The following is an 11809-nucleotide window of genomic DNA, read 5'->3' on the forward strand; positions in this document are numbered from 1 at the left end:
TCGCGGCAACGCTCCCCACACGGTTCATATCGGCGTGCACCGGAACCCGTCGCGCACGCCGCAGAAAGGCATGCCCATGTTCCGAATACGAATACCCAGACCCGCGGCGCTGGTCGCGGCGGGCGGCACGGTCGCCTGTATCGCCACCGTCGCCGTACCGTCGGCCTACGCGGTCGCCCCCACCCCGGCAGAAAACTGCACCGTCCGCCCTGCGGACAAGAATTCCGAAGCGCCGCTGAGCTGTCTCGGCGTCACCGCCTCCCTCGAACGCCTCCCCGCCGTCGGCGAGCGGACCACCCTCACTGTGGCTGTCACGGCGCAGACCGGCGTCAGGCGGGCCGGCCTCTCCCTCCAGCTACCACCCGCCCTCCGGCTCGTCGGACAGAATCCCGACCTCGCCACTCCCACGACGGACCTCTTCGGCCAGCACACCAGCCGGACCCTGACCCTCACCCCGGGTACCCGCACCCTCAAGCTCGAGGTAAAGGCCGTCGCCACGGGCCCCGCCCAGATCCAGGCGGACATCAGCGACATCGACCGCCCCGACCCACGCCGCGCCGGTCACGCCTCGGTGGAACTGACCATCGGCAAGGCCAAGGGCTCCACCGCCAAGGGCATGTCCGTCACCGAGGCCGACGCGACCCCGGCCGACGGACCCACAGCGCACGACCGCCCGGCACGCCCGGGCGCCGCCGCCCCGGCCGCGCCGAGCACTCCCCCACAGGCCGCCGCCCCCGGTAAGCCCTACGCCCCGGTCTGCGTCAGCGGCACTCTGCGCAACCGCTTCCAGTCCTCCGAGGGCGGCAGCTGGAACCGCAAGGCCGACCGGGACCTGCCCGTCAGCAACGCCAATGTCACCCTCTGGGGCAGGACCATCGCGGGCGGCGGCGCACAGAAGCTCGCCACGGGCCTGACCGGCAACGGAGACGGCACGTTCAAGCTCTGCTACACACCGAGCACCTCCGTCACCTCCCAGGTCTGGGCGGAGTTCCAGACCCAGGCCGGCGGCATGTGGTCGGTCGTCGACGGATACAACCGCCGCTACTCGACCACCTCGAACGCCCTGAGCAACGTATCGGGCGACAAGAGCCTGGGCACCGTCTACGCCAACAGCGGCCAGAGCCGCGCCTGGCACGCCTTCGACACCCTCAACAAGCTCTGGTGGGACCGGGGTTCGACCACCACGTGCTGGACGAGCAACCAGCGGGACGGCCGCTGCTCCCCGATCACCGTCCAGTGGTACCCGGGCTCCCAGGACGGTACGTACTGGACGAACCGCGACGACAAGGTCCACCTCGCGGACAGCGACCCCGACTCCGGCCACACCACCGTCCACGAGGCCGGCCACTCCCTCATGGGCAAGCTCTACAACGGATGGTGGCCGAACGTCACCAACTGCTCGCCCCACTACGTCAACCGCACCTCCTCCGCCACCTGCGGCTGGACCGAGGGCTACGCCGACGCCGTGGCGTTCCACACCTTCAAGGACACCACCATGACGTGGGGCAACGGCAGCTCCATGAACCTCGCCAACGACCGCACCACACGCGGCATGGACCGGGGCGACACCACCGAGGCCCGGGTCGCCACCGCGCTGGTCGACCTGTGGTCCCAGGTCGACGGCGGCTGGACGAAGAGCAACACCATGATGTCCCGCGAGCGCCAGTCCACCTTCCGTGAGTACTTCCTCACCGACCGGCCCGCGTACGGCCTGGACAGCGGAGCGAAGGCCCGCAACATCCTCTACCACCACACCATCCAGTACTGATCAGCAAAATAGGCCCTTCATGCACATATTCCGTAGAGCAACCCGTACATCGACACACACCCACGCCGCCCCTTCGCCGAGGCGTAAAAAGGCACTTCTCGCCACGACGGCCGTCGCCGCCGTGTCCGGCGGACTCCTGCTGACCCTCTCCCCCCAGGCCCAGGCCAGCGTCACCGGCACGGTCTACGGCGGGCGGGGCAACTTCAGCACCGTCAACCAGCGGTCCCAGCCGTCGCTTTCGGCGAGCATCACCGGGAAGTCGTGGACCGGCGACCGGATCACGATGACCTGCCGTACCACCGGCGACGTCGTCGAGAACAACTCCCGCTGGATCTGGTCCGGCAAGTACTACCTCGCCGACGCGTTCATCCGGGAGAACACCGGGAGGCTGCCGGTGTGCGGCTCCACCCCGCCCACCGACAGGCCCACGGACAAGCCCACCGGCAATCCCAACGGCAACACCGCCGGCCGCAAGGCCCTCGACATCTCCATGCAGAAGCAGGTCCAGTCCCAGTGGTGCTGGGACGCCAGCGGCCTGACCATAGCCAACTATTGGGGCTACAACCGCTACAGCCAGGCCGACTTCTGCCGCCTGGCCGCCCAGAACAACCGGCTGAGCTGCAACAACCAGCCCGCCACCCTCGGCGACATGGCCAACGCCCTGCGCAACATGGGCTTCCGCAGCAGCGGCAGCGACCTGTACCGCAACGCTTCCTTCGGCGAGAGCCGGAACGAGATCGCGAACGGGCGCCCGTTCGCCGTCCGCTTCGGCTGGAACTCCGGCGGCGGCCACATGAACGTCGTCTACGGCTACGACAGCAACACCAACATGATCGCGGTCGGCGACCCCTGGCCCACCACGAAGACCTACACATGGTGGAACTACTCCACCTACTCCAACAACAACTCCTTCCGGTGGACCCACACGCGCATCGGCATACAGGGCTAGAGGAGACGACCACCATGCACCGTACGACCAGATGCACCGCCACCCTGTGTGCGGCCACCGCCGTCGCCGCCCTCTGCGGAATCGTTCCCGCGCAGGCCGCCGACGGACCCGCCGCCCCTGCCGAGACCGACGTCGCCGCCGCGCAGAAGGTACTGCGCTCCAGCCGCGTCCACGACACCGTCGCCCGCTTCCTGACGGCCGCCGCCGAGCGCGGCGCCCAGGACGACGGCGCGGACGGCGGCCTGGCCGGCGCCGCGCGCAACCCCGCGCAGGCACCTGCCGACGCGTCCGGCTTCGACCTCAAGAAGCCGGTCCCCTTCTACGAGCTCTCACCCGAGTTCGTCACCGGCAGGACGAAGGCCACCGCCGGCGGGGCCCTGCGGCTGTCCTACCTCGCCTCCCGCGTCTCGGCCGCCAACGGCCGCCAGGCCGCGGTCCTGCTCGCCCCGGGGCAGGGCGGCGGTGACTGGGAACTGGCCGGCATCCGCGACGGCGACACGGACATCAGCGTCGCCGAACGCGGCACGGACCGGGCGCAGACCTTCATGGAACCGCAGCTCCACGCCTGGTACCGGCTGACCGGCGACGGCTCCGTCGAGCCGCTCAACAAGGAAGCCCGGACGGCTCTCCAGGGCAAGCCCGGCATCTCGCTCGCGGCATACCAGCAACTCGTCGCCAAGCGCTACGGCGACAAGCTGCCCGGCTCGGACTACGACCGCAAGGGCCTCGCGGGCGGCTACACCCTCCCCGAGGACCCGGGCAAGGACCAGGCCGCGGGAGCCGAGGACAAGGCCACCGCCGCCGAGGCGCAGGCCGCCCCCGCCCCTTCCCGGTCCTGGGTCCCGGCCGCCTCCGGCGCGGCAGCCCTGGCGGTGTCGGGCGCGGCGGTCCTCCACCTGCGCCGCCGACGCCGCTCGGCCTGACGGAACCCGCCCCGGCCCGTGCGGGCCGGGGCGGGCCCGGGTCGGCGCGGCCGGTCAGAACGCCCGGGTTCTCCCGCAGTGGCGCAGGGGGAACACGGCCCGGACGACCGTGCCGCCGGCGCCGACGGTTCTGACGCTGAAAGTGCCGCCGTAAGCCTCGCAGCGCCAGCGCATGCCCTGCATGCCGTACCCCTCGGTGGGTCTCGGTGCGTTCGGTCCGAGGCCGCGTCCGTCGTCGGTGACCGTGAGGCTGATGCCGTCGTTGCGGCATATGAGGGTGATGCCGATATGACGGGCATCGGCATGTTTGACCACGTTGGCGAGTGCTTCCTGAGCGATCCGGTAGACGGCCAGGTTCACGCCATTCTCCCTGGCAGGCGCGTGGGGCCGGTCGCCCTGGAGGTCCATGTCCACCACGAGCCCGTTCTCGGCGGCGACCTGTTCGGCGAGGGCGGCCACCGATTCGGCGAGCCCCACCCCCCGGACGGCCGCCGGGCTCACGGCGGCGATGATGCGGCGCAGTGTGCGACCCTGCTCGTCGAGAGTGCGGGAAGCGTCCTCCATGGCCGCGCGCAGCGCGCGGGGGTCCTCCAGCGCCTGGGCCGCGTCGAGCCGCCGCCGGGTCAGCGCCAGCAGTTGGAGGACTTCGTCGTGCAGCTCGCCCGCGAGCAGGCCCGCGTGGTGTTCGTTCCGCTCCGCCGTCGTCCTGGCGCTTCCCCGGCTGAGGATCACCTTCATCTCGGGCCAGGCCGGGACGGCGCACGCCGCCGCCGCCAGCAGGAACGCCATGGCCGCGTAGTCCGCCGGCGTGGAATGCGCCACCCGGTCCACGCTCAGGACCGTGAATCCGCAGCAGAGCAGGATCAGCACCCGGCGGGCGCGCCGCATCCCGCAGGCCAGCAGCGCGAGGACGCCGGTGGCCAGGGCGACGGCCGCGGTCGAGAGAGTCCGGGGCGGCAGCCGGTCGTGGGTGATGAGGTTGGCCGTGTACACCACGACACCGAACAGGGTCACGGACACACAGATACCGCCGAGAACACCCAGGGCGAGCGGTTGGTGTGCCGCGGCCGGCCGGGCTCTTCCGCTACGCATCGGCGGAGCTGTGCTGCCGGGCGTACGCGACGAGGTCGGCCCTGGTGGCCAGGCCCAGCCGGGCGCGCAGTGCGGCCCTGACGCTCTCCACCGTGCGGATGCTGACCGTCAGCCGTGCGGCCACCTCACGGTTGGTGTACCCCTCGGCCAGCAGGCCCAGGACCTGCCGCTCCCGCAGAGGCAGTTCCGGCTCCCGGCCCTGGGCACGAGCCAGCCCGGCACCGAGCGAGGGCTGGACGTACCGCCCTCCGGTCGCCACTGTCCGTACCGCCAGGACCAGCTCGGACACGGGACTGCTCTTCAGCAGATAGCCCGCGGCACCCGCGGCCAGCGCCCCGCAGATAATGGCGCGGTCCTCGTAGCAGCTCTGCACGAGAATTCCCATTCCCGGTGCCGCCGCGAGGAGTTGGGGAATTGCCTTGAGCGCCAGCCCCGACTCCAGCTTCATGTCCAGCATCAGCACATCGGGCTGCCGCTCGGAAACGATCTCCAGCGCCTCGCGTTCGCAGGCGGCCTCCCCGACCACGACGAAGCCCTCGGGCTCCAGGAACGCCCGGGTTCCAGCTCGTACGGTCGGATGATCCTCAGCCAGGACCACTCGCACGGGACCCCCACCTTCTGCACGGCCTTTCGGGCACGCGGAAAACACGACTGCTTTGCCGCCCCCCAGTGAATGCATTCACCTTCCGGTGTAGTGGCCATTCTTGTCAACCGACGGAATTCCCGCACAGAAGGTCAAAACTTCAATATCCTGCGGCTGACCCGCAGAAATCTTGCGGACTTATGCGGATGTCCCACATCGGGCGGGCCAGGGACGATCATCTCGACCGAATCACCCACCGGACACCCGGTGATCACGAGAAAGCAGGAGTTCCGAGATGCTCTCCACGTTCTTCGACATCGCGACCAACCTGATCAGCTACGCCCTCCAGTGGTTCCAGGGTTAGGACGCCATGGCCCTTCGGGGCGATTGCACTGTCTGCCCCGAAGAGCCCGAATATCCCGTCTTAGCGGGAAAAAGTTCCGTCGATGGAGAAAGGGGGTGAATACGGATGGATCTGTTCGACTTCGCGGTGAACGCCTTCACCCAGGTGATCAATTGGATCTTCAGCTGAGATCCGGCTGTTCCGGACGCGAGCGCCTTTTGCCGGAAGAGAGTGCGTCCCCTCGCTCTCTTCCGGCCCCTCGGGTTCGCGTGGCGCACAACATATGACTCCCCATCAAAAGCGCATCGCGGTAACGCGGTCCGGAGAAATTCCGGGCCGCGCTTCCCCGCGTTTCAGGGCGCGCGGCGCCGGCCACAGGTCATGGCGCACGCCGGGAGGGCGCGTCAGCGAGCGTCCAGCGGTACCTCGATGCGCGCCGGTCGCTTGCGGATGGCGCTGACGGACAGCGAGAGCGCGACGGCGGTCGGGCCCGGCGGGGCGTCACCGCGCAGATGGGCGGTCAGCGTCCGGCCGAGGTCGTTCGAGGAGCGCCCGCCAGGACCGGTTGGAGCCGCCGTCGGGCCCATGCCACCACGGCCGGGCGTGTCAGGGACTCGTCGAGTGAGTGCGCCGCCGCGGTGGCCACGAATTCTCCGCCGTCGGGACCCTGGGAGCGTCTGGCCGAGTAGACGCGCAGGGGTGCCGGCACGGTCCTGGCCCACGCTGCCGCCTCCGGCCCGATGGCCGGCGCCAGGCACGGCCGGGATGCGAACCATGCGTGCCGACCGGGCTGATCGCGGGCCGCGGCAAGGGCATGGAACGCCTGCGCGTATCCAGTGGCCGTGTCACTCAGTGGGAGGTCCTCGCTGGCGCCCACCGGACAGTCGCCCCCAAGCGCGGTGATGGCCACTGCCGGCGACGGGGCGTCGGCGGGTGCGATCACGAAGAGATGGTCGGCGTAGACCGGACACGGGACGACCCAGATGTCTTCGGCAAGCTCGGCACAGCGACCGGTGAGGTGGTCTCGTACGCGGGGCGGGCATTTGGGGGTGGCGGCCGCGGTCAAGGCCGCGGCCGAGGCCATCGGAGCAGCAGAGCCGGTGGGCGTGGCCGACCTCGCAGCAGGCAATGGCCGATGGCGGAGGTCTTGCCGGGCTCGCCCCAGCCGGCGCGGTGGCAGGTGGCGGCCCGGACGGTCCACAAGTAGAGCTGTCCACAGAGGCATTTCGGGGATCTGAACGTGGATGCGTCCGGGGGCGGCGGATGTGGCAAGGGCAGCGGCCCGGCTGACCGAGGGTACTTGGAGACCCATTGCCCTGTTGCAGGCCGCTAGCCTGTCGGTATGCCAGAGCATGTCATGCCCGGTCGCACGGACGGCCTGATCACCCTGGGTGCCGCGGACGCTCTGTGGGTCGGTCTGACGGCCGACAGTGCTGTGCCGACGGCTTCTGGGGCATTCACCTGCTCTCCTGCCCACGCCCGGGCGGGGCACGTCCTGCTCGGCGGCCGCGTGGTGGCGACGGTGAGGGCGAGTGGCGGTCAGTGGCTTGTTCGCGAGGTTGAGGTGCGCCGGGCGGCCGCGGAGCTGAACGCAGTGGTGATGGACCGGCAGGACCTGGTCCGCATCGGTCCGTTTCGTGGGGCGCCGAGGCAGGAGGGCCACGACGAAACGCCACTGCGCTGGCGCCGGCGCATCACGCGGGAACTGCAGAAGCCGGGCGGCCCCGAGCAGGCGGAACAACGCGAAGACAGCCGGCCGTACCACCTGGCGGGGATCGACTGGCGACAGATGCTCGTGGAGCAGACCCGCGACGCGACGCAGCGCACGTGGTGGCTGCCGCGCGCCGTGGTCAGGCTGCTGGACGCGGCCGAGCACACCGAAACGCAGTGGGTACAAGCCGCGCGGACCCGCCACGCAAGCGCAGCCGTCACCGAGCCGCCCTCCCACCCCCGGCAGGCGACGAGACCCGAGGGCACCACCACCTCACTGCGCCCGTACGACAAAGAGCTGGAAGGCCAGCTGTACTCGGTGCTCAGCAGGAAGCCCGGCACCTCCCGCAGAGTGGCCGGGTGGGCATGCGCCGTCTGCCGCACCGCGCCCGCCACCGTCCTCGACCACTGCCACGAACACGACTACGCCCGCGCCCCCGTCTGCCAGTCCTGCAACACACAAGAGCGCCCCGACCACCTGTACAGCAACGACATCCGCGTGGCGAACCGCTACACACGCCTCTTCGACACCGACACCGACGACTGGCTCCGCCACTGGCACCGCTGCCCCGGCTGCCGCGCACGCACCACCCTGCCCCTGCCCCACCTCGCCGCATGGACCGCCCACATAGCCTGCCGGTCGCTGCGCCCGACCCACCCGGCCTCCCGCGGGCGCAAACCCTGCGGTGTCCTGCGCGTGTCCTGGACAGGCAGTCAACAGGCGCCCCGTTCCTGCCTACTCACGGTCGCCGTCGACTTCTGTCCCTCCGGCGAGCACCGTGTCCTGGCACAAGTCCCCTACCGCGAAGCCGCCGAGCGGTTTCGCGTCTGGTTGTCCGAGACGGCCCCTGCCGTGGCCGCTGCGGCCGGTCCTGACCGCTTGGACGGCCTCCCTGCCCAGTCCCGGCCCGTCATCGCGGACACCAGCGGCGAGGGCCTGGCACTGTTCTGAGCGAGCACCGGGAGACCTGACACCCCAACGCCACCTCGCAGCTCCTGGCCCCCGGCACGGGGCCGATCGCAGCGAAGCACCAGGCTGTTCCCGAGGGGACCATTGCGGCGGGCCGAAGCCATGGAGGAACCTGCCAGTCGCGTGACGCTCCGCATCAGCTTCACCGAGTTCATATCCGACCCGGACGACGATGACCGCCGACGCCGCGCAACGACCGTCCCAGCCGACCGGATCACATTCGATAACGACCACTTGGTCCTGTGGCTCGGCGACACGGAGCGCGTACGCTTCCCCATGGGCACGTCAAATCCATCGAGGTCGCCCACGTCCCCAGCACCATCCGGCGCCAGAATCCGGATCAACTCCGCGCCTGCTACTCGCACTTCGCCAAAGCCTGGAGCCGCATCGAGGGACTCCGCTCCGTGTACCGAGCAGGGCAGCGCGACTACGACGTGCCGGCCACCGAATTCGGACGACAGCCCACCGCAGTACGCTCCCGTCTCGACCGGCTCGGCCTGGAACAGCTATGACCGAAGCGGGACCAGAAGCCGCGATCCGCACTGTGACAGAACTCGCCGACCACGTCCATGGGGTCCACGCCTGGCCCGAGAAACCGACATGGCGCGACCGACTCCGCCGATGGGAATATCCCGAGATCTATCGCTTCGTTCCAACCGCCACCCCACGGAGGCCCGGGCTGGACCGGCCTGCCGGGGCGTACGAACGGACAGGCCGACGTATCCGAGTCGCCTACGCGGGGAACGAAGTCGCGTTCGAGGTCGAATACGCGGTGTGCCGCCCCTGCGCGATCGGCCGGGCGGAATCACCCGTCTCCTCCTGGCTGCAAGCGGCTCGGTAGGGCACCCTCGACAGCCTCCGGCACAAGGCCGACCCGGCCTCCAGTCCGCCGTGCGGGAACCGCTGGAGAGCCTGGGGCACTGCGGCTGAGAGCCGAAGCAGGCCCGGAAGACCTCTACTGCCTCGACGAGTCCGGGTTCTCCCCGACCCTGCCGACCGGCTTCACCTGGGCCCGCACCGGAGTGCGGGCCGTAGTGAAACGGGAGGACACCAGCTGGACGAAACGGGTCCGGAGCCCGAACTGCTGTGAACCACCGTCGAAGCGCGGGCCCGGACACTCACTCCTCCTCGCCTGCATCATCAGCAAGGCATCCGCACCGTTCCCGGCGCGGGTGCCTTGCTCGGCGTGCTTGGACTACGGCGCGATTGGCGTGCCGGCGGGGGCAGCGTCCACCTTCTCTTCACCGAAAAGTTTTTCCGCAAACCCGTCACATCTTCGGCATATGAAGCGTCAGGGCAGTGACGGCAGTTGAAGCCGTTGCCCGACGATGCCGAAGGAGGCCATGGGATGGCTACGCATGTGCGGACCCTGGAGTGGAGGACCACGTCGACAGGAATCAGCCTTCCGCCGCTGATCTAGCCGTCCGTCCCACCGTTCACGAACACCTCTTGCCACACCTCCCACGCGGCCCCCGCATTCGAGCGGTCGACTGACGACGCCCTGCGACGCCGCGTACACCACCCACGCACCTCGCTACGCCGAAGGCTGCCCGAAAACAGAAGGCCGAAGAAAGCACACATGAAGATCTCTCGAATAGGCCGTGCGTCATCCGTCGCTGCTCTGATGACAACTGCACTTGCACTCACGGTAGTCGGCACCAATATTCCGACGGCCGTCGCCGACTCCCGCGCGGCCGCCGCTTCCGGTACACAGGACGACCGCCCGAGTCCGGGACAGGGCACTCCCACCTCGGAGCTCCAGCGCCAGGGCCTGATCCCGTCGAGCCTCGCGGCCAAACCCATCACCCGCAGCGAGACCCTCAGACGCGCCGCCAGCTGGTTCGGCAAGGGCCTCCACTACAGCGGGAGCGGCAGCTATCAGGGCTGGCGCACGGACTGCTCCGGTTTCGTCTCCATGGCCTGGGGGCTGCCCGGCCCGGGCGAGACCACCGATTCGTTCATTCCCGGGGGCATCGCCCACGAAATCTCCAAGGACGAGCTGAAGCCCGGCGACGCGCTCAACAACAAGTCTCCCGGCAACGACGGGCACGTCGTCCTGTTCGAAAAGTGGGCCGATTCCTCCCAGTCCTCCTACTGGGGTTACGAGTTCAGCTTCAGCGGTCTGCACCACCGTGTGATCCCGTACGCCTACTTCTCCAAGTCCGAGCAGTACCGCCCGATCCGCCTCAACACAATCGTGGACGACGACCCGGCCGCAGGGCCCGCCGAGGACAACGCCCGGGTCAAGGGCGACTTCGACGGCGACGGCCGCGACGACTTGGCGGTGCTCTACGACTACGGCAAGAAGGACGACCGCAGTCGCTCAGCCCTGTGGACGTTCAACAGCAACGGCAGCGGTTTCAACAGCCCCAAGCAGGTGTGGGACAGCGGGACGGCGGAGAGCTGGAACTGGGCCTCCAGCAAGTTGACGGTCGGCGACTTCAACGGCGACGGCAAAGCCGACATCGGCGTCCTCTACAACATGGGCGCGACCGAGGACGGCCGCAACCGCACCAAGCTGTACGTATTCACCAGCACCGGCAGCGGATTCGCCGCCCCGGTCAAGGTCTGGGACAGCAACGACGACCCCGTCAAAAGCTGGAACTGGAACGCCAGCAAATTGACAGTCGGCGACTTCAACGGGGACGGCAAGGCCGACATCGGGGTGCTGTACGACTACGGCAAGGACGACGACCACAACCGGACGGGGCTCTGGACGTTCACCAGCACCGGCAGTGGATTCAACAGCCCCAAGCAAGTGTGGGACAGCAACAACGATCCAGTGAAGAGCTGGAACTGGGACGCCAGCAAGCCCGTCTCCGGCGACTTCAACGGCGACGGCAAGACCGACATCGGGGTGCTGTACGACTACGGCAAGACCGACTCCGGCAACCGCACCGGACTCTGGACGTTCAACGGCAATGGCAACGGGTTCAACAACCCCAAGCAGGTGTGGGACAGCAACAACGATCCAGTGAAGAGCTGGAACTGGGACGCCGGCAAGCCCGTCTCCGGCGACTTCAACGGCGACGGCAAGACCGACATCGGCGTCCTCTACGACATGGGCCGCACCGAGGACGGCCGCAACCGCACCAAACTGTTCACCTTCACCGGCACCACGAACGGGTTCAACAGCCCGGTCAAGGTGTGGGACAGCAACGACGACCCTGTGAAGAGCTGGAACGCGTCCGCCAGCAAGCCCGTCGCAGGTGACTTCAACGGCGATGGCAAGACCGACGTCGGCGTCCTCTACGACTACGGCAAGACCGACTCTGGCAACCGCACCGGACTGTGGACCTTCACCACCAACGGCAACGGCAGCGAAAGCCTCCAGCTCGCCTGGGACAGCAGTACGGACCCTGTCAAGAGCTGGAACTGGAGCGCGAGCAAGCTCGGCTGACCGGCTTCGCCCCTCCTCACCTCACTGTTCGGGAGAGCCACCGCACATGCGAACCATACGAATGCGAAGAA

8 protein-coding genes and 1 pseudogene are annotated in these 11809 nt (G+C 68.9%); 5 read left to right on the top strand and 4 right to left on the bottom strand.

Annotated features, from left to right (window positions below):
- Positions 1-76: 76 nt before the first annotated feature.
- The 3 genes from ACH427_RS03630 (at position 77) to ACH427_RS03640 (ending at position 3640) form a co-directional block, all read left to right on the top strand.
- On the top strand, positions 77-1768 hold the full coding sequence (locus tag ACH427_RS03630; protein ID WP_398867709.1) for a mycolysin: 1692 nt from the start codon (positions 77-79) through the stop codon (positions 1766-1768).
- 121 nt (positions 1769-1889) lie between these two features.
- The gene (locus ACH427_RS03635; protein WP_398867710.1) at positions 1890-2717 is read left to right on the top strand and encodes a papain-like cysteine protease family protein; all 828 of its coding nucleotides are present in this window, start codon (positions 1890-1892) and stop codon (positions 2715-2717) included.
- A 14-nt stretch (positions 2718-2731) separates the two neighbouring features.
- A complete protein-coding gene (locus ACH427_RS03640) occupies positions 2732-3640 on the top strand; it encodes a hypothetical protein (RefSeq protein WP_398867711.1) in 909 nt (302 codons plus the stop codon).
- Between the two features lie 54 nt (positions 3641-3694).
- Here ACH427_RS03640 and ACH427_RS03645 read toward each other — a convergent pair whose 3' ends face one another.
- The 4 genes and pseudogenes from ACH427_RS03645 to ACH427_RS03660 form a co-directional block, all read right to left on the bottom strand.
- Positions 3695-4660, bottom strand: a complete 966-nt coding sequence (locus ACH427_RS03645) for a sensor histidine kinase (protein ID WP_398867712.1) — start codon at positions 4658-4660, stop codon at positions 3695-3697.
- A 64-nt stretch (positions 4661-4724) separates the two neighbouring features.
- A complete protein-coding gene (locus tag ACH427_RS03650) occupies positions 4725-5336 on the bottom strand; it encodes a response regulator (protein ID WP_398867713.1) in 612 nt (203 codons plus the stop codon).
- A 726-nt stretch (positions 5337-6062) separates the two neighbouring features.
- Complete coding sequence (locus ACH427_RS03655) at positions 6063-6245, bottom strand: hypothetical protein (RefSeq protein WP_398867714.1); 183 nt, start codon at positions 6243-6245, stop codon at positions 6063-6065.
- A gap of 489 nt (positions 6246-6734) precedes the next feature.
- Positions 6735-6919: pseudogene (locus ACH427_RS03660) on the bottom strand (short-chain fatty acyl-CoA regulator family protein); the annotation flags it as partial.
- A gap of 81 nt (positions 6920-7000) precedes the next feature.
- On the opposite strand from ACH427_RS03660, the gene ACH427_RS03665 reads away from it, so the two are divergent.
- Entirely contained in the window at positions 7001-8320 is a 1320-nt protein-coding gene (locus tag ACH427_RS03665) for an endonuclease domain-containing protein (protein ID WP_398867715.1), read from the top strand.
- 1642 nt (positions 8321-9962) lie between these two features.
- Entirely contained in the window at positions 9963-11738 is a 1776-nt protein-coding gene (locus ACH427_RS03670) for an FG-GAP-like repeat-containing protein (protein ID WP_398867716.1), read from the top strand.
- Positions 11739-11809: the final 71 nt, after the last annotated feature.

It is taken from the genome of Streptomyces sp. NPDC020379, assembly GCF_044387105.1.
Lineage (GTDB): Bacteria > Actinomycetota > Actinomycetes > Streptomycetales > Streptomycetaceae > Streptomyces.

What these genes read in the sequence shown, in the direction of transcription:
- ACH427_RS03665 (WP_398867715.1), top strand. Translation starts at nt 7,001, where the DNA reads ATGCCAGAGCATGTCATGCCCGGTCGCACGGACGGCCTGATCACCCTG.
- ACH427_RS03655 (WP_398867714.1), bottom strand. Translation starts at nt 6,245, where the DNA reads ATGGGCCCGACGGCGGCTCCAACCGGTCCTGGCGGGCGCTCCTCGAAC.
- ACH427_RS03670 (WP_398867716.1), top strand. Translation starts at nt 9,963, where the DNA reads ATGACAACTGCACTTGCACTCACGGTAGTCGGCACCAATATTCCGACG.
- ACH427_RS03640 (WP_398867711.1), top strand. Translation starts at nt 2,732, where the DNA reads ATGCACCGTACGACCAGATGCACCGCCACCCTGTGTGCGGCCACCGCC.
- ACH427_RS03630 (WP_398867709.1), top strand. Translation starts at nt 77, where the DNA reads ATGTTCCGAATACGAATACCCAGACCCGCGGCGCTGGTCGCGGCGGGC.